The sequence below is a fragment of the Paenibacillus algorifonticola genome (genome assembly GCF_050481745.1).
In the GTDB taxonomy this organism is placed as follows: Bacteria; Bacillota; Bacilli; order Paenibacillales; family Paenibacillaceae; genus Pristimantibacillus; species Pristimantibacillus algorifonticola_A.
Genome location: NZ_JBCNGR010000033.1, coordinates 139,682 through 165,819, shown reverse-complemented (window position 1 = coordinate 165,819; position 26,138 = coordinate 139,682). Strand labels below are relative to the sequence as shown.

General features: G+C 48.4%; 25 protein-coding genes. 1 reads left to right on the top strand and 24 read right to left on the bottom strand.

All coding sequences use genetic code 11. The features are described from left to right. Together ABEW34_RS24460 and ABEW34_RS24455 are read right to left on the bottom strand one after the other, a co-directional pair. On the bottom strand, positions 1-617 hold a 617-nt coding region (locus tag ABEW34_RS24460), incomplete at its 3' end, for an ABC transporter ATP-binding protein (protein ID WP_430162187.1). Beyond that, positions 614-1,483: an ATP-binding cassette domain-containing protein gene (locus ABEW34_RS24455; RefSeq protein WP_430162185.1), complete on the bottom strand. Its 870-nt coding sequence runs from the start codon at positions 1,481-1,483 to the stop codon at positions 614-616. The genes ABEW34_RS24455 and ABEW34_RS24460, both read right to left, overlap by 4 nt. 125 nt (positions 1,484-1,608) lie before the next feature. Between ABEW34_RS24455 and ABEW34_RS24450 the strand changes: the two genes are divergently transcribed. Continuing rightward, a complete protein-coding gene (locus ABEW34_RS24450) occupies positions 1,609-2,238 on the top strand; it encodes a biotin transporter BioY (protein WP_430162183.1) in 630 nt (209 codons plus the stop codon). Between the two features lie 144 nt (positions 2,239-2,382). Here ABEW34_RS24450 and ABEW34_RS24445 read toward each other — a convergent pair whose 3' ends face one another. The 22 genes from ABEW34_RS24445 to nasC form a co-directional block, all read right to left on the bottom strand. Further along, positions 2,383-2,874 carry a RicAFT regulatory complex protein RicA family protein gene (locus ABEW34_RS24445; RefSeq protein WP_430162181.1) on the bottom strand — a complete coding sequence of 164 codons (492 nt, stop codon included), beginning with the start codon at positions 2,872-2,874 and terminating at the stop codon, positions 2,383-2,385. Between the two features lie 75 nt (positions 2,875-2,949). Next, the gene (miaB, locus tag ABEW34_RS24440) at positions 2,950-4,539 is read right to left on the bottom strand and encodes a tRNA (N6-isopentenyl adenosine(37)-C2)-methylthiotransferase MiaB (protein WP_056038068.1); all 1,590 of its coding nucleotides are present in this window, start codon (positions 4,537-4,539) and stop codon (positions 2,950-2,952) included. Positions 4,540-4,794: 255 nt separating this feature from the next. After that, positions 4,795-5,370: a phosphate propanoyltransferase gene (locus ABEW34_RS24435; RefSeq protein ID WP_430162179.1), complete on the bottom strand. Its 576-nt coding sequence runs from the start codon at positions 5,368-5,370 to the stop codon at positions 4,795-4,797. A gap of 218 nt (positions 5,371-5,588) precedes the next feature. Continuing rightward, positions 5,589-5,849, bottom strand: coding sequence for a stage V sporulation protein S (locus ABEW34_RS24430; RefSeq protein ID WP_025335291.1), 261 nt, complete (start codon positions 5,847-5,849; stop codon positions 5,589-5,591). A gap of 139 nt (positions 5,850-5,988) precedes the next feature. Further along, complete coding sequence (locus ABEW34_RS24425; RefSeq protein ID WP_430162177.1) at positions 5,989-6,783, bottom strand: TIGR00282 family metallophosphoesterase; 795 nt, start codon at positions 6,781-6,783, stop codon at positions 5,989-5,991. A 77-nt stretch (positions 6,784-6,860) separates the two neighbouring features. Next, the gene (gene rny, locus ABEW34_RS24420) at positions 6,861-8,402 is read right to left on the bottom strand and encodes a ribonuclease Y (RefSeq protein ID WP_046230788.1); all 1,542 of its coding nucleotides are present in this window, start codon (positions 8,400-8,402) and stop codon (positions 6,861-6,863) included. Between the two features lie 231 nt (positions 8,403-8,633). Further along, entirely contained in the window at positions 8,634-9,263 is a 630-nt protein-coding gene (locus tag ABEW34_RS24415; RefSeq protein ID WP_430162175.1) for a RecX family transcriptional regulator, read from the bottom strand. Between the two features lie 116 nt (positions 9,264-9,379). Then, complete coding sequence (recA, locus tag ABEW34_RS24410) at positions 9,380-10,441, bottom strand: recombinase RecA (RefSeq protein ID WP_056038078.1); 1,062 nt, start codon at positions 10,439-10,441, stop codon at positions 9,380-9,382. A gap of 261 nt (positions 10,442-10,702) precedes the next feature. Continuing rightward, entirely contained in the window at positions 10,703-11,950 is a 1,248-nt protein-coding gene (locus ABEW34_RS24405; protein ID WP_430162172.1) for a competence/damage-inducible protein A, read from the bottom strand. A gap of 132 nt (positions 11,951-12,082) precedes the next feature. Beyond that, on the bottom strand, positions 12,083-12,658 hold the full coding sequence (pgsA, locus tag ABEW34_RS24400) for a CDP-diacylglycerol--glycerol-3-phosphate 3-phosphatidyltransferase (protein ID WP_056038085.1): 576 nt from the start codon (positions 12,656-12,658) through the stop codon (positions 12,083-12,085). A gap of 221 nt (positions 12,659-12,879) precedes the next feature. Continuing rightward, positions 12,880-13,371 carry a YajQ family cyclic di-GMP-binding protein gene (locus ABEW34_RS24395; protein WP_046230783.1) on the bottom strand — a complete coding sequence of 164 codons (492 nt, stop codon included), beginning with the start codon at positions 13,369-13,371 and terminating at the stop codon, positions 12,880-12,882. Between the two features lie 37 nt (positions 13,372-13,408). Continuing rightward, positions 13,409-14,308: a helix-turn-helix domain-containing protein gene (locus tag ABEW34_RS24390; RefSeq protein ID WP_430162170.1), complete on the bottom strand. Its 900-nt coding sequence runs from the start codon at positions 14,306-14,308 to the stop codon at positions 13,409-13,411. Between the two features lie 20 nt (positions 14,309-14,328). Further along, the gene (locus ABEW34_RS24385; protein WP_046230848.1) at positions 14,329-15,096 is read right to left on the bottom strand and encodes a DUF3388 domain-containing protein; all 768 of its coding nucleotides are present in this window, start codon (positions 15,094-15,096) and stop codon (positions 14,329-14,331) included. Between the two features lie 196 nt (positions 15,097-15,292). After that, positions 15,293-15,544, bottom strand: a complete 252-nt coding sequence (locus ABEW34_RS24380; RefSeq protein ID WP_430162168.1) for a DUF3243 domain-containing protein — start codon at positions 15,542-15,544, stop codon at positions 15,293-15,295. A 105-nt stretch (positions 15,545-15,649) separates the two neighbouring features. Beyond that, on the bottom strand, positions 15,650-16,378 hold the full coding sequence (gene ymfI / locus ABEW34_RS24375; protein ID WP_430162198.1) for an elongation factor P 5-aminopentanone reductase: 729 nt from the start codon (positions 16,376-16,378) through the stop codon (positions 15,650-15,652). 14 nt (positions 16,379-16,392) lie between these two features. After that, positions 16,393-17,679, bottom strand: coding sequence for an EF-P 5-aminopentanol modification-associated protein YfmH (yfmH, locus tag ABEW34_RS24370; protein WP_430162166.1), 1,287 nt, complete (start codon positions 17,677-17,679; stop codon positions 16,393-16,395). Between the two features lie 5 nt (positions 17,680-17,684). Continuing rightward, positions 17,685-18,959, bottom strand: a complete 1,275-nt coding sequence (gene yfmF / locus ABEW34_RS24365; protein ID WP_430162164.1) for an EF-P 5-aminopentanol modification-associated protein YfmF — start codon at positions 18,957-18,959, stop codon at positions 17,685-17,687. A gap of 169 nt (positions 18,960-19,128) precedes the next feature. Next, on the bottom strand, positions 19,129-19,917 hold the full coding sequence (gene sleB, locus ABEW34_RS24360; protein WP_430162162.1) for a spore cortex-lytic enzyme: 789 nt from the start codon (positions 19,915-19,917) through the stop codon (positions 19,129-19,131). Between the two features lie 110 nt (positions 19,918-20,027). Continuing rightward, positions 20,028-22,853 (bottom strand): DNA translocase FtsK 4TM domain-containing protein, encoded by a 2,826-nt coding sequence (locus tag ABEW34_RS24355; protein ID WP_430162160.1) that lies wholly within the window; start codon positions 22,851-22,853, stop codon positions 20,028-20,030. An 87-nt stretch (positions 22,854-22,940) separates the two neighbouring features. Next, positions 22,941-23,159: a YlzJ-like family protein gene (locus ABEW34_RS24350; protein ID WP_099520635.1), complete on the bottom strand. Its 219-nt coding sequence runs from the start codon at positions 23,157-23,159 to the stop codon at positions 22,941-22,943. Beyond that, entirely contained in the window at positions 23,159-23,905 is a 747-nt protein-coding gene (locus tag ABEW34_RS24345) for a ClpP family protease (protein ID WP_430162158.1), read from the bottom strand. Before ABEW34_RS24345 ends, ABEW34_RS24350 begins: the two co-directional genes overlap by 1 nt. A 79-nt stretch (positions 23,906-23,984) precedes the next feature. After that, the gene (gene nasC / locus ABEW34_RS24340; protein ID WP_430162156.1) at positions 23,985-26,129 is read right to left on the bottom strand and encodes an assimilatory nitrate reductase catalytic subunit NasC; all 2,145 of its coding nucleotides are present in this window, start codon (positions 26,127-26,129) and stop codon (positions 23,985-23,987) included. Between the last annotated feature and the right edge of the window lie 9 nt (positions 26,130-26,138).

Below are 26,138 nucleotides of genomic sequence, written 5' to 3'. Positions count from 1 at the left end.
GTTGCCACGACCGCTCCGCGCCCAGCCGCCTTGTGCGCCGCTAATACGGCGCACAAGCGGCTAATGCCCTCGGCGTCCAATCCCGCCGTCGGCTCATCCAGCAGCAGCCATTGCGGCTTGCATGCCAGCAGGCAAGCGACTGCGAGCCGCCGCTGCTGTCCGCCGCTGAGCGACCCTGGATCGCGGGCAAGCAGCTCGGCAGGCAAGCCTGCTGCTTGCAGCGCATCATGCAGACGCCGCTCCTTCTCCGGCGGCTCCAGCTTATACGGCTTTAGTGAATAGAGGAGCTCCTCCTTCACGGTCGCCGCAAACCATTGCGACTCCGAATGCTGGAGCGCGATGCCCGTATTCAGCACGACGCTGCGACTGAGACGTCTGCGTCTGCCCTTTTTCACCCAAAGGAAATCAGCGCCAAGCGAAATTTCGCCTTCGTTCAGCCTGCGAAGCCCTGCCATTGTTTCCAGCAGTGTGGATTTGCCTGCCCCATTGCTGCCAATGAGCAGTGTGATCGTGCCTTCTTTAAATACGAGCTTTTCTTTAATAGTCAGAAGCGTCTTGTCTCGTTCTCCCGCTGCATAGACGCTTACCCCTTCCAGTCTCCAGCTAAGATCGGTCATCGTTGCAGCGCCTCCGCAAGCCTGTCTACAGTCAAGGGCAAAGGCTTTATTACGATGCCCAGCTTCTCCAGCTCCCAAGCTGTCTGTACCGCATAGGGGGCCTCAAAACCGAGCCGCTCGCACCAGCTCCGCCCTCCTTCTTCACTCCCCGTGCTCTCCGTACCCTTTTCAATACCGTTACGCTCATAAAATGAATCCGTGGTCCCGTCAAAAACGATTCGGCCCTCTTCCATCACAACGACTCGATCACCATGTCGAAGCTCAGCCAGCTTTTGCGTAATCCATATGATCGTGCCTCCTGCGGCATGAAGCTCGCGCACTTGCTCCCCAATAGCAAGGCTTGCTTCAGGATCAAGCATTGCCGTGGCCTCATCGAGCACCAGCACAGGTGCTTTAACCGCCAGACAACCAGCAATAGCTGTCAGCTGCTTCTGCCCGCCCGACAAGGTGCCAACAGCTTGGTCCTTTCGTTCCAGCAAGCCGGTTAAGCCGAGCGACACTTCTGCCAATGCAGCTATTGCATCGCTATCAATCCCATGCTGCTCCAGCATCAGCACAACATCCTCCCAAGGTGTTGCGCCAAGCATGGAAGCCTCAGGCTGCTGCATCACAATTGGAATCGGCTTATTGTAGGCAGCAAGCTTGCCCCCCATCAAATAAGTCCCGATTTTTTCACCCACAGGAAATCCGGCAATGACCTTAGCGAGCGTGCTTTTGCCACTGCCATTGCTCCCTAGCAGCGTCAGCCAATCTCCTTCCTTCAGAGCAAGACTGACATCTCTTATAATCGGAGGCTGCTCACTCGCCGCATCAAAAACGCGCGGCTTAACCGTCAGCCCCTCAACCCGTATTAAATAATCGTTCAAAAAAATTTCACCTGCCCTCTTCCCCAAAGCGCCGCTCTGTGCTACAATCCATTTTGTTAACCATAAATAAATAATAATTGGTTAACATTATAAAAGCAATCATCATTTTAAAGGAGACGATTTCATTGATCAAAAACAGTACGAACATTCGCAGCATGGTGTACATAGCCTTGTTCGCTGCCTTATTTATTGTCATGAGCAGCCTTCAATTCAAATTTGCCGCTTCACCCGTACCGATAACCCTTCAAACGCTCGCCGTTGCCCTAGCGGGACTATTCCTCGGTGCACGCAATGGATTTTTCTCTATTTTGATTGTCGTTGTACTGGCCACGATCGGACTTCCGCTTATTAATGGAAATGGCGGCTTCGGCATGATAGCTGGACCTACCGGCGGTTTTCTCGTTGCCTTCCCCTTTTGCGCTCTGCTTGTAGGCTTCTTCACATCCAAGCTGCTTCATAGCTCTTTTGCAGCAAAAAACCGGATCGCAACTGCTATTTTGCTATTTGTCATTTTCGAGCTGTTTAGTTCTTTTTTCGCTTATGTAATCGGCATCCCTTGGCTGATGCAAGCAACAGGCCTCCCGTTTCAAAAAGCTATGATAAATGGCTGCTACCCATTTCTCCCAGGCGATGCTGCCAAGTCTGTACTTGCAGTCATTATAACGTTGGCGTTAAAGCCGTATATTTTGCGGATACAAGCATCAACTAGCAATAAAAACACCGCTCCCGCTGTTCCATTCACAACAACTCCGTAAATTCCTAAAAATGTATCATACACTTTACCTTACAATGGTTATAAAAAAAGGGGCTGCAAGCAATGGTATTCCACCATTGCACAGCCCCTTTCCTGTTTCATTCCGCTTGCCCGAATTTCACCGGTTCAACCATCAAGCAAGTTGTTAGTCGCACTCAGCAGGTGCTTCCGAAGCTCCTGCCTCCACATTGATTTTCTCCGAAACCGTATCCCGTACAATGGAAATAACGAGCTGCAGCAAATAGTTGATGTCGGACTGGCTTTGCTGGAATTCCGTTACAATCGGAATGCCATCCAGCTCATCCTGCAGCACTTCCATTTCCTGCTCGATTTTTTTGACCATCGTTTCGTTTTTGAAAGTTGTTTCAAATGCGACTAGTTCCTTCTGCTTTTTCTTTACAGTTGCAATTAATTCCTGAATTTTCGTATTGCCTTGAATTTGGCTTTCCGCACGGCGGTAGTGCTGCACTTCCTCAGAAGTATAAATCAGGTCAGCAAGCTCCTTCGCCTTCTTCATAATGTCTTCGCGAATTAGCAAATCACGCGTATCAAACTTTGGAATGCCGCATCCTTCACCATGCTCATGATGGTGATGGCCATGCTCCGTATTGCCTTGGACCGTTTGTTGCTCAGACATATATCATCTCTCCTGTTATTAGTTTCAAGTGTAAACAGCTGAAGCCATCCTTTGGTGGCAAAGCTGCTGTTTCGTTTAGAGTACAACCGCTTCGCGCAGCTCCGTTCCTGTAGGCTCTGCTTTAATATACCAGGTTTTCGCTTCTGTTACTTTCGCTTGAATGAGCTGGCCAATCCATTCCTGCGGGCCTTCCAAATGAACGAGCTTGTTCGTACGTGTACGTCCAGCTAGCACATTAGCGTTATTTTTGCTCTCACCTTCAATCAGCACCTCAATTGTCGTGCCGATCATCCGTTCATGACTCTCCAGGCTCATCTGCTTCAGCAGATCATTCAGACGCTGCAGCCGACGTTTCTTGACATCAAGTGGAACATTATCCTCCATACCGGCAGCTGGCGTGCCCTCACGTGGCGAATAGATGAAGGTATAGGCTGAGTCAAAGCCCACCTCGCGAACGAGCGAGAGCGTATCCTCGAACTGCTCATCCGTTTCGCCAGGGAAACCGACGATAATATCAGAGGTCAGCATAGCATCCGGGATAGCCGCTTTAATTTTACCTACAAGCTCTAAATACATTTCACGCGAATATTTACGGCTCATCCGTTTAAGCACTTCCGTGCTGCCCGATTGAACAGGCAGATGAATATGCTCGACCAGATTGCCCCGCTGCGCCAGAACCTCAATAAGATGATCGTCAAAATCTCTAGGGTGGCTCGTTGTAAAACGAACGCGCGGAATGTCGATTTTAGACATATCGTTCATGAGGTCGCCAAAGCGATAAGCTATATCTTCAAAATCCTTGCCGTAAGCGTTCACGTTTTGCCCAAGCAGTGTCACTTCCTTGAAGCCTTGTCTTGCCAGCTCCCTTACTTCGGCAATGACGTCCTCCGGACGGCGGCTGCGCTCCTTGCCTCTTGTATAAGGCACAATGCAGTAAGTGCAAAATTTATCGCACCCATACATAATGTTAACCCAAGCCCGCATGCCTTCACGTTTCTTCGGCATGTTTTCGATAATGTCGCCTTCTTTGGACCATACCTCGACAACCATCTCTTTGCTGAAATAGGCATTTTGCAGCAGGAACGGCAAGCGGTGAATGTTATGCGTACCAAAAATCATATCGACGAAGGAATGTTTTTGCAAAATACGTCCGACAACCGATTCCTCCTGCGACATGCAGCCGCATACGCCGAGCAGCAAGCCCGGCTTCTGCTGCTTCAGCACCTTAAGATGCCCAAGCTCCCCGAATACTTTATCCTCGGCATTTTCCCGGATCGCACATGTATTCAGCAGCACCACATCCGCTTCAGTCCGATCCTCCGTCGCCGTATAGCCCATTTCCTCGAACATGCCCTTCATTACTTCCGTGTCATGCTCATTCATTTGGCAGCCGTACGTTTGAATCAAATAAAACTTGCCTTTGCCCAGCGTCCGGAATTCCTCCGGTATGGAAAAATCATAATGAACCTCTATATCCTCTTTGCCCCGTTTTTTCTCTTCCTTGTGGTTCGGAGCAGCATTGATTTGAATATTACGTCCTTTGATTCGATAGGTGATTTTGCCGTCTTCCTCGCTAAGCACCTTCGCATCAGAGAAATCAAAATATTTCGAGTAATCCCTATCTTTATTAGCGGCTTTCAAATCCGCTGAATTCCCCTTTGTCATGCTTTAGTCACATCCTTATATCCTTGTGCTCACCCGTGTTTAAACATCAATAAGAAATTATAACACATATAAGTCCATCGAATCCATTACTGTTGCTGCTAATGCTCTATTTTTTCCAACAATTCTTGAAAACGCCTTCCTATTTGCTTTGAAAAATAAAAAAACGGACAACAGCTCATTCGCTGCTATCCGAATCAAAAAATGAGAAGAACCTGATACGGCTACTCCTCAAGCTGTATCTTGGCAAAATGATGATTAGCCTACAATTTCAGCTGTATCACCGTTTTTAATGCCAGCGGCATTCGCTTCGTCTGTATCAATATGCATGTCCAAGGCGAAATCTGGGGATACACGGGCGATCACTTCCTCAAATACGACGCCACGATCACCGCCAAAACGCACTTTCAGCTTTTGCTTATCGGCAATGCTCCATTTTTCGGCATCTCTCGTGTGGAAATGAATATGGCGCGCAGCAACGATAACGCCTTCCTCAATCGTCACTTCGCCAGCGGGCCCTTTCAGCGTAATGCCAGCCGACCCGCTAATATCACCGGACTCGCGAACAGGCGGGTTTACACCAATCGAGAAAGCGTCCGTGCGGGATACTTCAAGCTGTGTTGCCTTGCGAACAGGTCCAAGAATTCTTACTTTAGGAAAAGAAGATTTCGGTCCGATTACGGCAACCGTTTCATTTGCTGCATATTGTCCTGGCTGAGAGAGTGCTTTCGCCTCCGTCAGCTCGTAGCCTTCTCCAAATAAAATCGCGACATGCTCCTCAGATAAATGAATATGGCGTGCCGATACCCCTACAGGTACTAGTTTTTGTGTCATTGCATTTACTTCCCTTCGCTTATTGATCTGCTTTCCTTGCAACAAGGATCATGTGCCCTAACCCGCATCATGTTAGGCAATCATAACATTTATTTGTTTTATCCCACAACAACATATGTCACTATAAAGCAAAAAACCTGCTTACGCGATTGTAGGCAGGCGTTACATATGAACTTTTTTCTACATTTCTCTAACGACTTAAGGCTTCGTATAAGCGCTTATCTAGGCTCAACAATGAGCTTAATCGCTGTCCGATCCTCGCCATCAATCACAATGTCTGTAAAAGCTGGTATACAAATTAAATCCACCCCGCTGGGAGCAACAAATCCTCGCGCAATCGCAACTGCCTTAATTGCTTGATTTAGTGCACCCGCCCCGATAGCTTGTAATTCAGCGGCGCCGCGTTCACGTAAAACTCCGGCCAGCGCACCTGCAACGGAATTTGGATTGGACTTTGCTGAAACTTTTAATACATCCATAAAAATGTACCTCCTCGGGAATGATGGATGGATTCCACTACTAGCAATAGTATTCGAGAGAGGTAGAAAAATTCCTGCTTTTATTGCCGAAATTAACGAACTGTTCTGAATTGTCTAAACTTTCAACAAAAAAAAGCTGCTACATGAGCAGCCAATCTTCTTCTATAAGTCTAATTTTTTGGAATTTGGTCGTTTCGCCTGTCGCATCATCGATTTGGATTGACACGCCATGCAAATGCCACTTGCCTTCATCCACGACAAAGCGTGTAGGCATTTGGGTCATAAACCGATGCAGCACAGCATTGCGCTCCATCCCCAGCACACCGTCCTTCGGCCCCGTCATGCCAACGTCCGTCAAGTAGGCTGTGCCGCCTGGCAAAATCGTGTCGTCATTCGTCTGAACATGCGTATGCGTTCCTACAACCACAGATGCATGACCAGCCAGATGCCAGCCCATTGCAATTTTTTCTGAAGTCGCTTCCGCATGAAAATCGACCAAAATATTTTTCGTCGTTTCATGCGCTTCCTCGATTAGCTCATCCGCTTTGCGAAACGGACAATCAATCGGCGGCAAAAACGTTCTTCCCTGCAAATTTATAATTGCGAGCTGCTTGCCGTTCGCTTTAATAATCGCCATACCTTGTCCTGGCGTTCCTTCCGCGAAGTTCGCAGGCCTTACGATACGGGGCTCATCATCTATCCAGTCAAAAATATCTTTGTTATCCCAAGTATGATTGCCCATCGTAATCCCATGAACACCGCATTCAAACAGTTCATTGACAATGTTCTTTGTAATGCCCCGGCCTGCTGCTGCATTTTCGCCATTTACGATAATAATATGCGGGTTGTATTTCGATTTAAGCGCTGGAAGCACTTGCTTAACAGCTGCACGCCCTACACTTCCAACAATATCCCCAATAAATAATACGTTCATTGCTGCTCACTTCCTTTTACCTATTCAGACAGGAAAAGTGGCTGCAGGGCAGCCACTTTTCCGCGTTGCTATGCTGTTTACTTCGCGTATTCCACAGCCCGTGTCTCACGAATAACGGTGACTTTGATGTGGCCTGGATAATCAAGCTCACTTTCAATCTTTTTCGTAATGTCGCGAGCGAGTCGGAATGCTTCTGTATCGTCAATCTTCTCAGGCTGTACCATAACGCGTACTTCACGGCCAGCCTGGATGGCATACGATTTCTCAACACCATCGAATGACTCCGAAATATTCTCCAGCTTCTCCAGACGCTTGATGTACGTTTCGAGCGTCTCCCGGCGTGCACCTGGACGTGCTGCCGACAAGGCGTCAGCTGCACCAACCAGCATTGCGATAACCGAAGTGGCTTCACAATCGCCGTGGTGGGAAGCGATACTGTTAATAACAACAGGATGTTCTTTGTACTTCTTGGCTAATTCAACACCAATCTCAACGTGCGAGCCTTCAACCTCATGGTCAAGTGCTTTACCGATGTCATGCAGCAAGCCTGCACGCTTCGCGAGTGTAATATCCTCGCCCAGCTCGGCAGCCATAAGTCCAGTCAAGTAAGCAACCTCCATGGAGTGCTTGAGCACGTTTTGACCGTAGCTTGTCCGATACTTGAGTCTTCCCAAAATCTTAATCAAGTCAGGATGCAAGCCATGCACACCCACCTCAAAAGTAGCTTGCTCACCGTATTCACGGATGCGCTCGTCCACTTCCTTGCGTGATTTCTCAACCATCTCTTCAATACGAGCAGGATGGATACGTCCGTCAGCGACAAGCTTCTCAAGTGAAGTTCGGGCAATTTCACGCCGGATAGGATCGAAGCCGGACAGGATGACCGCTTCCGGTGTATCGTCGATAATGAGATCGATACCGGTCAATGTTTCCAGAGCGCGGATATTACGACCCTCGCGTCCGATAATGCGGCCTTTCATTTCCTCATTCGGTAAGGAGACGACTGATACAGTCGTTTCTGCTACGTGATCAGCCGCACAACGTTGGATAGCGAGCGATATAATATCACGTGCTTTTTTATCTGCTTCTTCTTTAGCCTGCTGCTCGATTTCCTTGATCATCTGCGCTGTCTCATGTCGTACTTCCTGTTCAACATTAGACAAAATAATCGATTTCGCACCTTCCATCGTCAAGCCGGAAATTCGCTCCAGCTCGCTAAGCTGCTGCTTATAGATGGTATCAATCTGTTCTTGGGTTTCATCGATCCGTTTCTCTTTGTTGGCAACTAATTCTTCTTTGCGTTCCAGCGCTTCTAATTTTTTATCCAACGACTCCTCTTTCTGGAGTAAACGTCTGTCCTGTCGCTGAACCTCATTACGACGTTCACGAATGTCTTTTTCAGCTTCGGTACGAAGTTTGTGGACTTCATCTTTCGCTTCCAGCACCGTTTCCTTCTTCTGGGCTTCTGCTTCTTTTTTCGCATTTTCTACGATTTGGATAGCAGCCTGCTCAGCACTGGAAATTTTGGCTTCGGCAATCGACTTTCGAATAAAATAACCAACTCCAAAGAAAATAACGCCAACAACGAGACTGATCAAGATCGTCCAAATAGGATTCATCCTCTTGTTCACCTCCTCGTTGCATTCACAAAAGCAAACGCTTGGAATGATATTTGATTTTAGTCGGTTTCCATACCGTTTTCATCTTCTAACAACTTGCCGAAAATAATCTTCTCAAATCAATTTTTGGAAGGAAAATAGATTTGATGTGGAAGGAATACAAATTCATTTTATCTTTTGGTAAAATCAATTGTCAAGCAAAAGCCCAACGTGATCTTTTTGCTTTATTGATTATGCATTCTCTTCCGCTGATTTTACTGCGGCTTTAATAATGTCTACAGGAAAGCCTCTTCGTATTAAAAAAGCTGCCAGCTTGCGTCTGCGCTCAAACGGCTCGCCTTTTATCGTTCTCCATTTTTTGGAGGCGGTAGCAATAGCTGTTCCAAGCTCCATCTCTCTGTCAATTGCCGAAGTAGCGGCAAGCGCAGCTGTTTTCGACACACCCCGCTGCAGCAATTCCTGCTGAATGTAACGCCTGCCCTTCTGGCTGCTTTTCATTCGCTGAGCGGCAAATTGCATCGCATACTGTTCATCATCCACAATATGTTCCTTTTCTAAACGCTCAATGGTGTAATTAATATGATCCTCAGCAATTAGCTTCCGTTTCAGATACTGCTCTATTTGCTTGCTTGTCCGCGGCTTAAAACCCAAATAATAAACAGCCATCGCATAAGCGCGATAACGCTCGTCCTCGCTGCCAATTTCCTCTATTTGCGCCTCTGTAATAAGTTGTCCTTTAAACAGCGTATGGCGGATCAACAGATCCTCATGCACCGATAAAATCGGCTCTTCGCCTTCCGCGAATATAAGATAGCGGCTTCGATGCTTGCTGTCTTTCTCAACCGCTCTGATTTCAATCATAGGCCCTCCAAATTACATTTTGCAACTAGTTGTAAATGCTAAATAAAACAAGTTCGCCGTCCCTAGAAAGGAACGGCGTCGTCATTATTTATCCATTTCGCTACTAATTGAGCGTATTAGTCCAATTCAGACTCATCAAAATCGTCTTCGTCCTCTTCTTCTTGACCAAGTCCTGTCGCTTGAGTAGCAGTCGCTACCAAGTTGCTGGCATCACGAATTTGCTTATCAATGACGTCGGCAATATCTTCATGGTCTTTCAAAAACTGCTTAGCATTTTCCCGACCTTGACCGAGGCGCTCGCCATTGTAAGAAAACCATGCACCGCTTTTTTGTACAATATCGAGTTCAACGCCCAAATCAACGAGCGTACCCTCTTTGGAAATGCCCTCACCGTACATAATGTCAACCTCGGCTTGCTTGAACGGCGGAGCCACTTTGTTTTTGACAACTTTAATACGTGTACGGTTACCAATCATATCATTGCCTTGCTTCAGTGTCTCAATCCGGCGGACATCAAGACGTACGCTGGAATAAAATTTCAAAGCGCGTCCACCTGGTGTTGTCTCAGGGTTACCAAACATAACGCCGACTTTCTCACGCAGTTGGTTAATAAAGATCGTAATCGTCTTCGATTTGCTGATGGCTCCGGACAGCTTGCGAAGTGCCTGAGACATTAGGCGTGCCTGCAAACCAACGTGTGAGTCGCCCATGTCGCCTTCGATCTCAGCCTTAGGTACAAGTGCTGCAACAGAGTCGATAACAACAATGTCAACCGCGCCACTACGAACGAGCGCTTCTGCGATTTCCAGACCTTGCTCCCCTGTATCCGGCTGGGAAAGCAGCAATTCATCGATATTAACGCCCAGCTTGCTTGCATATAACGGATCAAGTGCATGCTCCGCATCGATAAAGGCAGCTTGTCCACCTGCACGTTGAACTTCTGCAATCGCATGAAGCGCAACGGTCGTTTTACCAGATGATTCCGGTCCATATACTTCAATAATACGTCCTCTCGGAAAACCCCCGATTCCAAGTGCGATATCTAAAGCAAGCGAGCCGCTCGGCACGACCTCCACTTGCATATGTGTTGATTCCCCTAGTTTCATGATAGAGCCCTTGCCGAATTGTTTCTCAATTTGACGCATAGCCATATCTAACGCAGCACGACGATCAGCCAATCAACTCACATCCTTCGTTATTTATAATATAATGATAACCTTTTTCCGACCCTTTGCCAAGCACTTTTTCGAACATACATTCGTTTTTTTTGTGAAGCCGACGGAAGGCATACAACTTTTAAATATCTGTGACTAAACAAAAAAAAACCGCAGCAAAGTTATCTTCGCCACGGTTCTTCCGTAAGTTGAGTTCAGTATACGCCCGTTTCCGGCAAAAAGCAACACCTTTCGCCAAATTTTGGTCGAAGAACTCTTATATAGTTAGTTTTGAATGGCAAGCCACAAACGGTACAGCAATGTTTTTACAGCGCGAACGCGAATAATCGTTCGGCTGCCGCTTAATTGCAATGGATAAACCTTCGTCTCCTTGCCGCGCTCGGCAATAGCTATATAAACAAGCCCTACCGGCTTGCCTTCACTCTCCGCAGGTCCAGCAACACCGGTTATAGACACGCCGAAGTCGCTGTCTGCGAGCTGCTGCACACGCTCAGCCATTAGCGCAGCTGTCGAATCGCTTATGGCGCCAGGAGCCCCTTCGCCCTCTAGCTGAGCAAGAGGTATGCCAAGCAGCGCATGCTTCATTTCATTCGTATACGTTACAACCCCACCCGTGTATTCCCCACTGCTTCCAGGTACGCTCGTAATCAACTCAGCTAACAGACCGCCGCTGCAGCTCTCAGCACTAGCCAGCTTGCGTTTGCTCGCGCGAAGCAGTCTTATGACCGCCTCCTCCAGCGGAATGTCCTCTTGGGCGTATAGATGCTCTCCAATGCGTTCAATAATCTGCTCCACTGTCACATCAATCTTGCCATCAGCCTCTGCCTGTGTGGCCGCCTTCGTCGAAACGCGAATAGCTACCTCGCCTTCCTTTGCATAAGGAGCAATCGTCGGGTCAACCTGAGCCTCGATTAGATCGAGCAGTTTAGCCTCCAAGTTGGATTCCCCAATGCCTGCAAACTTCAGCAGCCGCGAATAAAGCGGCTGCTCATGCCCTAGCAGCGTCCGCAGCCATTCCTTGCCCGGCCCGTCGATCATCGGCTTCATTTCCCGTGGAGGTCCCGGCAGCAGCATATAATGCGTGCCATCCTCCGTCAAAGCGTTGCCTACCGCAAGGCCCGCCGCATTGTGCAGCGGCACGCTGCCATCGATAGACAATGCCTGTCTGCGGTTGCTTTCGACCATATGTACGCCTCTTGAGCTGAACAGCTCTTCGATTTTATCCATGGAAGGTTTGTGCAAGGACAAACCTCGGCTCAAATAAGCAGCCAGCACATCCTTTGTCAAATCATCAAGGGTGGGTCCCAAACCTCCCGTAAACACGAGCAGGTCAGCGCGTTCTCTGGCTGTCACAATCGCTTTGCGAATACGCTCGGGATTATCCCCGACTACCGTTTGAAAATAAACATCAATGCCGAGCGCGGCCAGCTCTTGGGACAAATACTGTGCATTTGTATTTACAATCTGTCCAAGCAGCAATTCTGTACCTACTGCAATAATTTCTGCTTTCATGCTATTCATCCTCCTCTAGGTAATGGCAGCGCCATAAAGGGTGCAACTTATAACTTCTTATATTTTAAGCAAAAGCATCCTTCCCGTAACAGGAAAGATGCTTTTCAAAAAACGGCTAAGCGCGTTTCATCGTTATTCAACCGGTATTAGATGTTTATTTTTCACAAAATAATCAATTCCGGAATAAAGCGTAATCGCAACTGCGACCCAGCTTGCAATCAAATCAAATGGAAATGAGATGAAGGCGAATGGGAAATTGTTAAGCAAAAGCGATATAATCATCGTAATTTGTATGGCTGTTTTCCATTTGCCCCAGTTGCTGGCCGCCATAACACTGCCCTCAAGCAGCGCAATTTGACGAAGTCCCGTAACGGCGAATTCACGGCTAATAATCAGGATGGCAATCCAGCCAGCCAGCTTATCCATCTCCACAAGGGAAATCAGAACCGCCGCAACAAGCAGCTTGTCAGCGAGAGGATCTAGAAGCTTGCCCAGATTGGTTACAATTTTGTTCTTACGGGCGATATACCCATCCAAACCATCCGTACTCGCTGCCACAATAAAAATAATCGCTGCAATAATCTGGTTATATGTAATGGAATAGTCGTCAAATACAACTGAGCCCACATTCATATTAACGAGTAGGAAAACCATAATAATCGGCACTAAAATAATTCTAACCAGCGTGATTTTATTGGCGAGATTCATACCTCTTCCTCCCCGAATAAAACAAAATCCGTCCTGCCGTTGCCCATCATTGCAATCACCTGTTCTGTCATCTGCGTCTCCCCAGATCCCTTCCGCGAAACTATCTTATCAAGTATAATACATTGTTTAATCTGGTGTCAAAATGAAGAAAAACAGGTTTAACAAAGCCCCCTTCTCCCGCCAAAAGCGAAAAAAGAGGACTTCTATACCATCACATGCAGTTAACGATAATTTGTAAATTGCAGCTCGATCGGCAAATTAGCCCCGCGCAGCAAATTCATAACAGCTTGCAAGTCGTCACGGCTTTTGCCGCTTACGCGAATTTGATCACCTTGAATCAGGCTTTTCACCTTAAGCTTAGAATCGCGAATCAAAATATTAATTTTTTTGGAATGCTCCTGATCAATGCCCTGTTTAAGCTTTACATGCTGACGTACGGTATTCGCCGAAGCCGATTGAATTTTGCCGTAATCCATATTTTTGATCGGCACGCCGCGTTTAATCATTTTCGATTGCAAAATATCAATTACACTGTTCAATCTGTACTCATCGTCAGAGACAAGAACCAACTCTTCATTTTCCAGCTTAATGCTGCTCTTGCTGCCTTTAAAATCAAAGCGTGTCTCGATTTCACGTTCCGCCTGCTGAATCGCATTGTTCAGCTCCTGCATGTCCACCTTGGACACAATATCAAATGAACTTTCTGAAGACATGTAACTCCACTCCCCTATAAAATAGCTTTTATCCGTGTTATGGCGTAGCCGAAACAGTCGCTTCCGGGCTGCCTGCATTCGCAGATGCCGCCGGATTCAACTGGATTTTTTTTGAGCCTGCACGATCCCCATCGGGAACAAGCACGCCATCAACTGAAATCGTGACCAAATCGGCACGGCCCACGTTAATATATAATGGCTGCGTCAATTCAAAGTTCAGCGTCGAGCCATCATTTGCATTTTCCGATAGCAGCGCACTGCCTTTTGAGCCGCCTTCACGAACTTCCATCCAGCTTTTCCCTCCGGCAACCTTGATTTCCAGCTTGTGCCCGGATGTTCCTGGACCTACATCATAATGGTCGACCTTGCCGACTTTCGATGAAAAGGTAACCGTCACTTCCTCCTGAATCGTCGGTGTGGGAGATGGTGTAACCGTAGGCGCAACAGCGCCCGTTGATGCTCCAGCTTCCGGCGTCGGCGTAGGTGGCGCAGATTCATCGGTAATCTTTGTCCCTTGATCGACCATATCAGACGGTTTGTCTTTTTGACTAATGACGAAAATCCATACGACCGCCACAATCAAAATCAAAAATGACCACATCATCACATTAAAGCCGAGCTTGCCAATTCGGTCAGAGCCGACAGATTGTACGCGTCTGGGCGGCCTTGTGGTAACAGGCTCCGTTAATGTTTCTGTAATGGTATTCGGTACTTCCTTCTCGTGCAGGCGCAGCACCTCTTCGGTATCAAGCCCTACAGCTTCGCAATAATTTTTCACAAAGGCCCGCAAATAGAAGCTTCCAGGCAGCACGCTATGATCGCCGCTCTCGATAGCTTCGAGGTAGCGCTTGCGAATTTTCGTCGTTTCCTGAATATCATCAAGCGTCAGCCCGCGTTCTTCACGCGCCTTGCGGAGCAGCGCTCCAAGATTAGACATGCCTGCTTCCTCCCTTCAACTTAAAAATCATCCGAGTAATTTGCAGTAAAGGATTCGTACGTAATTTCCTCATCCGGCGTATTGCGCAGCTCTATAATAATATCAAAATGGCTGTGATCGTATTGGGACTCTTTAATAAAAATATCGGGATGCTCAATGACCTTCGTTGAAGGCATAGCCATAATTTCCTGCAGCAAGGCATGATGGCGCTCATTGGAACGAATCGTGCTCACAATGCCGTCAATTATAAAAATATTATTTTCGTTCATTTCTTCTTCCGACAGCTGGCTTCTTACCGTTTGGCGGAGAAGCGTTGAAGAAACGAACGCCCACCGTTTATTTGAGCATACGCTGCCAGCGATAATGGATTCCGTTTTCCCTACGCGCGGCATGCCACGTAAACCTATTACCTGATTGCCTTCCCGTTTAAACACTTCGCCAAGAAAGTCAACGAGGATACCCAGTTCATCGCGGGTAAAACGGAATGTTTTGCGATCATCAGAATCACGTTCGATATATCTTCCATGGCGCACAGCTAAAATATCTACAATCGTTGGCGTACGCAGCTTATTCACTGTTATATTATCAACTTTTTTCAGCATTTTGCCGAGCAGCACGATTTTTTCTTCATCATCGGTTTGCAGCAGCATGCCGCGCGTCCGGTCTTCTACACCGTTAATCGTCATTATATTAACTTCCAGCATACCAAGCAAAGAAGCTATATCGCCGAGCAAGCCTGGCCTATTCTTATGTATCTTATATTCCATATACCATTGTTTTGATTCCAGCCTAATCACCATCCCAGCACATTGTTGACCGTACATATCCAGTTGTCCGTCAAAATCTTATTCTACAATTTTCGCCACAATCCTGCAACCTCACATCAAAACTATTGAAAGATAGCGGTCGGTGCTTGCGGTTATTATTCATATTCGCAGAAAAGCCTCCGTGCGGGAGGCTTTTCTGCGAATAACATGTAGCGGATTACGCCTTTTGTACCAGCTTTAACATGAGACGGGCTAGAACTTTGCGCTCGTTATCGTCGCCTGCATCCCAGAGCTCCTTCAATACCCGCTGCTCCTCATTTTTCGGATCGACCTTTTCATCGAGAAAAGAGCCGATTTCGAAGGCCAGGCTGGAGATGGCCTCATCGTCCATTCCGATTTGCTTCGCATGCTGTACCTTGTCAGCCAAAAACTGCTTCCACGTATCGAAGTTTGTAAGAACGGTTGACATTTTTCTTCGCCTCCTTGTTTTGTGAAGAATCATCAACAGTCATTATTTTGCTTCGATACGAGACAGATTATGCGGATCATTGCCATCAAAAAACAGCATTTTACCTTACGTATGCCAGCCGCCATTCGGGCTTATGACTTGACCTGTAATATAGGAGGATTCCGGCAGTGAGAGAAAATAAACGAGTGAAGCCACTTCATCCGGCTGGCCAAGGCGGCCCAGCGGAATTTCCTGCTCCAGTGCTGTTTTCTCATCCTCATTAAATCCATCCATCATTTCGGTGTTTACTGCTCCAGGAGCAACCGCATTGACAGTAACGCCCGATGGCGCCAATTCCTTAGCCAGAGCTTTCGTGAAAGCGTTCATTCCTCCCTTGGAGGTGGAATACAGCACTTCACAGGAGGCGCCCGATATTCCCCAAACGGAGGAAACATTAATAATTCGGCCAAAACGATTTTCAATCATGTGCGGCATAAAAATCTGGCTGCACAAAAACATTCCCTTCAAATTGACAGCCATCAGGTCGTCCCATTCTTCCTCCGATACGTCCATCAGCATGCCATAATGCGCAACGCCGCCATTATTAACGAGTATATCAGGCATTCGGTTATGCGCCTCAAGCTTGTCTCGCATACGCAGCAGCTGCTCCTTGGAGCGCAAATCAGCGGTAATGGTCATCGCATCTCCGCCAAGCTGCAAGCATTCCCGTGCTGTTTCATTTGCCGCCTCATGGGCGTTTAAATAATGGATAACGACATTCATGCCTTCCGCCGCGAAGCGCCGCGCAATTGCGGCGCCGATTCCACGGCTTCCCCCTGTTATAAGCACAGTCATCTCCCCCAGCGTCTTCACGCTTCAGGCTTCTCCACTATCGATACCGCCAGCTGATTAAAATCAAAATGCTCGCGCAGCCGCTCATTCGCTTGCTCGAGCGTACAGCTCTCATACAATGGCAGTACATCAAACATGTCACTGTCGCGGAAGCGGTAGCGCGTAAATTCGCCAGCGATGGATTCAGGGGAGTTCAGCATCCGCAAGTAACCGCCGATTTTTTTTCGTTTTGAGCGTTCAAAGGCGATTTCATCGAGTCCACTCTCAAGCGCTTGCTCAATAGCAGACTTAACACGAGCCAGCAGCTGCTCTGGATTTGGCGTATCTCCGCCAAGCACCGAAAACGCATAACCCGGATTTGCATTATATTCGGTTCCAAAGGAATCGGAGATGAGCTGGCTTTCATATAGCTCTTCATACAAAGCGGAGCTTGGCCCGAACAATACATCCAGCATCAGCTTGGAAGTAACTTCCTGACGCAGCAGTTCTTCGCTGGATAGCCCCGTATTTTTCTCCTTGAAGCCAAACATGCATTTCGGCAGCGATACCGGAAGCTTCGTTACTTTATGCGGCGTTTTGACCGAAGTCGGCTCATCCTCAAATAAACGACGTATTTCACCCTGAGGCTTGAAGTTTTTGGCTGTCTGATTACGCCGTACAAGCTCGAATACTTCCTTCGCATCTACGCCGCCAACGACGAACAGCAGCATATTGGATGGGTGGTAAAAGGTTTCATAGCACTGATACAGCGTTTCCTTGTCAATTTGATAAATCGACTCTACAGTGCCAGCAATATCAATATGAACCGGGTGGGTGTGATACAGCGCATCAATGAGCCCGAAATAAACGCGCCAGTCGGCATTATCCTTATACATATTGATTTCTTGTTCGATAATGCCTTTTTCCTTGTCCACATTCGTATCGGTGAAATAAGGATTTTGCACAAAATTAATGAGCGTCTCTAAGTTGGCAGGAATTTGCTCCGTCGCCGAAAATAAATAGACGGTACGGTCGAAGCTCGTAAAAGCGTTCGCTGAAGCGCCTTGGGAAGCAAACGTAGCGAAAATATCGCCCGTTGGCTCCTCGAACATTTTATGCTCCAAAAAATGGGCAATACCGTCGGGAACTTTGACCGCCTCCCCATCGCCGACTGCAAACCAATTATCTACGGAGCCATATTTCGTCGAAAATGTTGCGTAGGTTTTATGAAAGCCCTCTTTAGGCAGTACGATGACTTCAAGCCCATTTTCCAGCACTTCACGATAAAGCGTCTCCTGTACGCCCTTATACTCTAATGGTTGCACGATGGTTACGCCTCCTTCCGATCACGCAAATAATAAATCGTATCGAGCTGCACATTTTGTGCGACTCTGACAATATCAGCAGCAGTAACGGCCTGCACCTGCTCAAGCAGCTTCTCGGCACTTCTTTCCTTGCCGGACAGCACCGCATTAAAATCGTAAGCAATCATTTCATAAGCGGAATCCTGCAGCTCGCGCAAATGATTCGCGATCATCGCTTTCGTCTGACTCATTTCAAGCTCAGACAATTCCCCTTGACGCATGCTCTCAAGCTGCTCGCGAATAATTTTGACCGCTTTCTCATAGTTCTCGATTTCAATGCCTGACTGCACTGTACATATGCCTTTATGTCCATCAAGACGGGAAGCGGCATAATAAGCCAAGCTTTCCTTCTCTCGCACATTTAAAAACAGCTTGGAGTGCGGGTATCCGCCGAGCACACCATTATACATAAGAGCTGCTGCATAATCATCATCGCCATACGCGACGCCCGTACGCAGGCCCAAATTAAGCTTCCCTTGGGTCACATCCATCCGTTCAACAACCGTATGAACCTCGCGGACCTGATGAGAAACGTCTGCCTTTGGATAATTTGCCACTGCTCCGTCTGTCAGCTTGAATGCATCACGTACGTAAGCTGTCACTTCATCAAGCGTAGTATCGCCAACTACATACAAATCGAGCGCCGCTTCATCAAGCCACGTCTTATATTGCTTGTAGAGAGATTCCGGGGTTATCTCGTCAATTACAGCCAACTTGCCAAGCGGATGCAGCCTATAAGGCTCATTCGCGCACATTTCTTCAACGCAGCGCTCAGCGGCATAGCGAATTTTATCATTGACGATGGACTCCAGCCGCTTTGTGAGCGTCACTTTTTCCGCATCGACGTATTTGCGGCTGAATGCGCCATTTTCCAGCAGCGGCTCAGTCAGCACTTCGCCAAGCAGTCCTAATGACGCGGCAAGCAGCGGCGTGCCAGAAGATACGAATTGATCATTAATAACATCCATGCGGAATTGAACGATTTGAGAATCGCCACGCTTATATACATCAAAGCCGAAGCCGGCACCGTACAAATCATCGAGTCGCTCGCGAAATGCTTTCGTCTCAGGCGTCGCCGCCGTCCCTCTGCGCAGCACAAAAGGAATAAGAGCTGTCTCTGTAACCGTATCTTCTGCAAGAACGCGCCCGGCAAACAAGGAAATCGCGAATGTCTTGAAACGTTTAGTTGGCAGCACATGCAGCCGTATTCGACCAAATTGTCCTCTTTCAAAAAGTGTCACTTTCGCTAGCTCCTTCCAAACTAAATTCTTATGCCTACAAAAAGCATAACGTTCTATGCTTCAAGTCAATGTATTCCAATTTCGAGCTTCCTATACCATTCTAACCGATGGGAAAAGGAAGAAGCAACCAGAGCTGCTTTAAGGCAGAACGGTTGCTTCTGTACAGGCTCTACATGCAAAAAATATGCTTGCCTATCGTTTTTACTTGAGGCCTGGTCCATATCCACTTCGAGGTTGCCGTTTCCGGATTAAAATAATACAAACAGCCATTTGATGGATCCTGGCCATTGATGGCATCCATCACCGCACGGCTAGCTGTTTCATTTGGCGTCAGCCAAATTTGACCATCCGCTACCGCGGTAAAGGCACCCGGCTGAAAAATAACGCCCGAAATCGAATTCGGAAAGCTCGTCGAATGCAGTCGATTAAGAATAACGGCTGCAACGGCTATTTGCCCTTCGTAGGGCTCGCCTCGGGATTCGCCGTAAACGGCGTTAGCCATCAGCTTCAAATCATTGGCACTGAGGCCCAGCTTGTTGCCCTTGGAAAGCGAGCTGCCACCTCCGCCGCCTTTGCTAGGAGCAGCTGCATTCCCCGTACCAGCTTTACCGGATGAAGAATCTGCTGCTTCCGGCTTCCAGGATTTAGTTACTTCCCAAAGCTTCAGCTTTGTCGAAGCCCCAACTACACCATCGGCCTTCATTCCAAATTTCCATTGGAACCAGGTAACGGCATTTTTCGTGCTTGATCCAAACTGTCCATCCACTTTGCCGCTGAAATATCCAAGATGCTTCAGCCTGCCTTGCAGCTCGTACACATCATTGCCCGAGGAACCAATCTTGAGCGTCGCATTACTGAATGTCTCCGACGTCTTGACTTGATGCATATGACGGAGAGAGTAGGAGCCAAACAAGACGAACACGAGTACTGCTGTTATGACCATTAGTCGCTTTTTCATAGAAGGATCTGCCTTTCTCTTACAAGATAGTACGCTAATTAGCAGCGTTGCCTAAGTCTAGTATGAGAAATCAGTGCAGCTTCTATGCAAAATTTTTCGCTGCTGGCATTTTAAGAACTGATTCGTCCCGCTTCGAGCTGATCTATTGTAAGCAGTACCTCACGCGGCTTACTTCCTTCGTATGGCCCCACGATATGACGAGCTTCCATCTCATCAATAAGCCTTGCAGCCCTTGTGTAGCCAATACGCATGCGGCGTTGAAGCAAGGATACCGACGCCTGCTTTGCTTCGACGACGATCTGAACGGCCTGATCATACAGCTCGTCCATGACCTCGTCAGAGCTAGCCGTCTCCTCCTCAATTTCCGGTACAAGATCCTCTTTGTATTCCGCTTCTGCCTGTCCTCTGGCATAACCGACAAGCGCCTCTACTTCCTGATCGGAAAGGAATGCGCCCTGTACCCGCGTCGGCTTGGAGGTACCCATCGGCAAGTAAAGCATATCGCCGCGGCCGAGCAGCTTTTCCGCTCCGACCATGTCGAGTATCGTTCGCGAATCGACCTGTGAGGAAACGCCAAAAGCAATTCGCGATGGAATATTCGCTTTAATGACACCGGTAATAACGTCAACAGACGGACGCTGCGTTGCAATAATAAGGTGAATGCCTGCCGCACGGGCCATTTGCGCAAGTCTGGCAATGGCATCCTCGACATCGTTAGCCGCTACGATCATCAAATCGGCAAGCTCATCGACGATGACGACGATGTAAGGAAGAACCGCTTTCGGATTGTCTGCCATTAAAGTGTTATAGCCTTCAATATTTCGCGTTCCCGATTTGGAAAACAGCTCATAGCGTTTTTCCATCTCGACAACGATTTTCTTAAGCGCAAGCGATGCACGACGCGGATCGGTGACAACTGGCGCCAGCAAATGGGGAATACCGTTGTATACGTTTAGCTCTACCATTTTCGGATCGACCATGAGAAACTTCACTTCATCCGGGGTTGCTTTGTACAAAATACTAGTAATAATTCCGTTTATACAGACTGATTTACCGGAGCCCGTCGCTCCCGCTACAAGCAAATGGGGCATTTTCGCCAAATTGCCCACGATTGGCTTGCCCGCAATATCACGGCCGAAGGCAATCGACAGCTTGGAAGGGGAATCATAAAATTCCTTTGTTTCCATTACTTCGCGCATCGTAACGATCGATATTTCCATATTCGGCACTTCAATGCCGATGGCCGATCTGCCTGGAATAGGCGCTTCCATCCGAATATCCTTAGCTGCAAGCGCAAGCGCAATATCATCAGTCAAGCTGACAATTTTACTAACCTTCACGCCCGATGCCGGCTCAACCTCAAAACGGGTAACGGCAGGACCGATAACGGGATCAAGCACCTTCGCCTTCACGCCAAAGCTTTCAAGTGTCCGCTCCAGCTTAAGCTTCGCCTCCATGGAACTGGAGCCAATGCCGCCTCTGACCATGTGGCTTGGCTTGGACAGCAATGTAAACGGAGGCAGAACGTACGGCTTGACTACCGGCACGTTCGATGAGGCTAGCGCCGGCTTGCTTTCGGCTGCTTGTTGGTTCGCTTCATTGCTGCCAGCGATTGAGCCAGGAACAGCAGCAGCTTCCAAATGGCCTTCTGCTGATTTCTCGTCATCCAATAAGGGCTCATCGTATCCATCGTCACCTTGTTGAACAGCGTGCCCCCCAAATGCCTCATTCGCATGCTCAACTAGGTCATACTCCGCTTCTTCTGCTTCATTTCCTTCTATATGTACCAGCTCTTGCTGCTCCTGTGTTTCTTGCGGTCTCCATGGCTCTGACCATTCCTGCTCATCCGTTATACCTTGATGAGCGTACGGCTGGGCAGCTTTAGCAGCCAAATCCTCCTGCTCACTAGGCCATAAGCTAGCGCTTGTCTCTGGCAGCGGAACTGCGGCAGCTGTTGATGAAGCAACGGTGCTAGGCGCTGTTTGGGCAGCAAATTCATCCTGCTCATTGTCCCAATCCTGATCCCAATCTTCCGACCAATGCGGTACAGCCGCGCCCTCTTCGCCACGACCAGACTCACCGTGAAGCGGATCATCCTCCAGCTCCCATTCGTCATGACCGGATGCGGCCTTCGTCTTATCGGATTGTCGCCAGGAGAAAAACAATGACTTTTTATTTTTGACTGGACGGGGTGCAAAATCTTCTTCATCATCGTCAATCGTATTGTCCGAAGTAAGCACAGTGCTTGCAGACGATACTACACTTGCATTTCTAGATGATTGCGCTGCAGCCCGCTCAGCGGAATAATCCGACCATTTGGCTGCGAGCAGCTTGAGCATGCGGACAAAGCGGGTACGAAGCGTCTTGAACAGCTCCACATACGACTTCCCCGTAATGAGCATAATGGAAATTGCGATCATGACAAGCATGAGCAACTGAGCTCCAATTTTCCCAAATAAGGTGAAAAGTACGGAATATTGCAGCGCTCCAACGTAACCACCGCTAATAGCCTTGTCTTTAAGCGGGCGCAAATCCTGCGGGTTGGAAGCAAGCAGCTCTCCCCTTAAGTCGCTGTCCAACTGATTCAAAATCACTTTGCCAGACAGCAGTGTCGTATCCCCAAGCTTGCGGTCGATTTCCGCAATGGAGCTCCACAGTGTAAAGGCAAGCACGAGCACAAGCATGCCTGTTTTCCGATTGGACCAGCCTTTCGGCCACATCCGTTTGACCATCACGACCAGCCCCACATATATGCCAATCAGTGCAATCACAAAGTAAAATTTACCCAGAAAGAGGCCGAACAGTTTGGACAATGAACGTCCTACCGTCGCCTCTCCCGATAAAGCAATAATCGATACCGTAATGAGTAAAATACCGTAAACCTCATATTTCAAATTTGCTGCGAGCGATTTCTTGCCCCTTCTTTTCTTAGCCAACGTTCGTCACCCCCGGTAAAACATTATACCATAGGTGGACAAATGTTCCTATTCGTTCGATAGTCCCTTAAACAGCAGCATCCATTATCAATATTTGACAACAGCTCCTGGCGAAAGCTGCGGATTTAAGTAATCGTCCAGCCCGCAATGAATGAGCCGAATGACTTTGCCCATCCCTGGCGCAATCGGCTCTACCTGCATATATACGCCATCCACCCAAACTTCGCGGCCTTGATTGATTTCCTCCTCCGCCTGCCAGCCCGCGAGCACTTCTTCCAGCGGAACAATCGTATATAGAACAGACATTAATTAAACACCCCCGGCATTCCCGCCTGCCTGCGTTCCTCTACTAGCCGCTTAAGCTCCCGCAGCGCATCGCCAAGACCGCCTACCGCATCAATCAAGCCATGGCGCACCGCATCCCCGCCAATGACTGTTGTTCCGATATCACGTGTCAGCTCTCCTGTTTTGAACATCAACTCCTTGAAAGTCGCTTCCGACACCTTGGAGTGCATCGTAACGAAGCGAACGACGCGCTCCTGCATTTTATCCAAATATTCGAACGTTTGCGGAACGCCAATCACGGTGCCATTCAAGCGAATCGGATGTATGGTCATCGTTGCTGTCGCAGCAATGAAGGATAGGTTGCCCGCTACTGCTATCGGAACGCCGATCGAATGTCCGCCACCGAGTACGAGCGTTACTGTCGGCTTTGACAAAGAAGAAATCATTTCTGCAATAGCAAGCCCCGCTTCCACATCACCGCCAACTGTGTTGAGAACGATCAGCACACCTTCGATTTTTTGATTTTGCTCGGCTGCAACCAGTTGTGGAATCAAATGCTCATATTTTGTCGTTTTATTTTGCGGCGGCAGCACCATGTGCCCTTCAATCTGTCCAATAATCGTCATACAAAAAATGTTGGACTCGGCCTGCGGAATGCTCACCTGACCCAGCTGCTGCAAAGCATCAAGCGCCCCAGCCGCCTTTTTCTTCTCTTCATCATATGGCTCAGGCTGCTCTCCTGTTAAACTCATTGAATATGGCCACATCGGCGAATTCCCCCTCTTGAACAAGGCTAATACCGTTTTGGCTGAACCTACGGCTCGTCATAGTATGGGAATGTCGCGTTTATTTATGCCCCTCCTCCTGCAAATATTCACTGTATGGTCGAATGCTTACCGCACTCGTCTTAAAGTCCGGCATTTTGCAAAAAGGGTCTAGCTGCGGACTTGTCGCCCGGTTTACATTTTGCACGCCGCCCCAATGCATCGGAATAAATACCGTGTCCTCACGAATGCTGTCCGTCACTTTGCAGCGTAATATAACAACTCCGCGCTTCGACTGCACGACTACCAGTGAAAAATCCTCAATACGGTATTTCCTAGCGGTATGAGGGTGAATCTCCAAATGATTTTCCACATTTCTCGCTTCCAGCGTAGGACTGCGGTGTGTTTGCACTCCTGTCAAGTAATGGGACAGCTGCCGTCCATTCGTCATAAGCAGCGGATACTCATGGTCTGCCTTTTCTGCTGGGGAATCGCTCGTAACGGTTTGAAAAGCAGCTAACCCATCCTCATGGGCAAACGACTTCTCGAACAGCCGTTTCGTACCCGGATGATCCAGCGATGGGCAAGGCCAATAAATGCCCTCCTCCTTGCGCAGCCGATCATACGTAATGCCATAATAATCAGCCAGCCCCCCCTTGCTCGCCAAACGCAGCTCATTAAAGATTTGCTCGGAATTTTCAAAGGCAAAATACTCGCCGCGGCCAAGCTTCTTTGCCAGCTCGCATAGTACTTCCCAGTCATGACGGGCTTCTCCAGGCGCAAGACGACCCGCTTCCCTCAGCAAAACGCGGCCTTCCAAATTGGTCATCGTTCCGGTATTTTCCAAATAAGCGGATATCGGCAGCACAACATCAGCAAGCATCGCCGTTTCGGACAGAAACATATCGGTTACGACGGTAAAATCAAGCTTGGCGAGCCCTTCCTCTACAAGCGTCGCATTCGGGTTCGATACGATTGGATTCGAGCCCATGACAAGCAAAGCTTTAATTTCCTCGCGATGCACCATTTCCATCATTTCATAAGCGGATACACCTTTGCCAGGGAGCTCCTCCGGGCGAATGCCCCAGACGCTTGCCACATAAGCACGATCATGCTCATTTTCGATCAGTCGATAGCCGGGAAGCTGATCAGCCTTTTGACCATGCTCTCGTCCACCCTGACCATTGGCTTGACCGGTGACTGCTCCATAGCCGCAGCCCTCACGGCCGATTTTACCCGTTGCCAGTACCATATTGAGAAAATTCCGCACCGCCAAATGCCCATCGGCATGCTGCTCGACGCCACGCGCGGTAAAAACCATTCCCGTCTTCGCCTCACCAAATGCGAGCGCAGCGAGGCGAATGAGGGCCTCAGGCACTCCCGTGCTTTCAGCTATATCAGCTAAATTTAGCGCCCTTACATGCTGCTCCAGCTCCGCAAATCCCTTCGTACGGCTGCGAATAAAGCCCCGATCAATGAGACCCTCATCAAAAATGACTTTAAGCATGCCATTCACAAGCGCAGCATCCATGCCTGGCTTCACATGCAAATGAATGTCCGCAAGCTCGGCCGTTCCCGTCATTCGCGGGTCAATGACAATTAAGGTCGCCCCGTTTTCCTTCGCCTTCGTAAAATAAGGCATAAGCGTCGGCTGGCATTCCGCTATATTCGTTCCGGCAAGGATCAGGCATTCCGACCGTTCAATTTCCATCAATTGATTCGTTAGTCCGCGATCAATTCCGAACGTTTTGCTTCCAGCAGAAGCGGCGGCCGACATGCAGAAGCGCCCATTATAATCAATATAGCGGGTACGCAAACCAACACGAGCGAATTTACCCAGTAAATAGGACGTTTCATTCGTCAATGAGCCGCCGCCATATAAAGCGACCGAATCCGCACCATGCTCGACCTGCAAAGCTTGAAAGCGGCTGGAAACCAAATCCAGCGCCTCTTCCCATGTCGCCTGCACAAGCTTCCCTTCCCGTCTAATGAGTGGATGCATGAGCCGCTCGCGATGAAGCGCATGCTGATGCGCATTCATCCCTTTCACACATAGCCGTCCTTCCGATGCGGCATTCGGGATTGCTGTCACCTTATAAGAAAATCGACCGGCCGCTGAGCGCTCCTCTTCGACGCGCATTTTGCATTGCACGCTGCAAAAAGGGCACTGTGTATCCATGACTGCTGTTACTTGGGGCTTCTGCTCAACCATTTTTAATTCTGCCATTATTTTTCC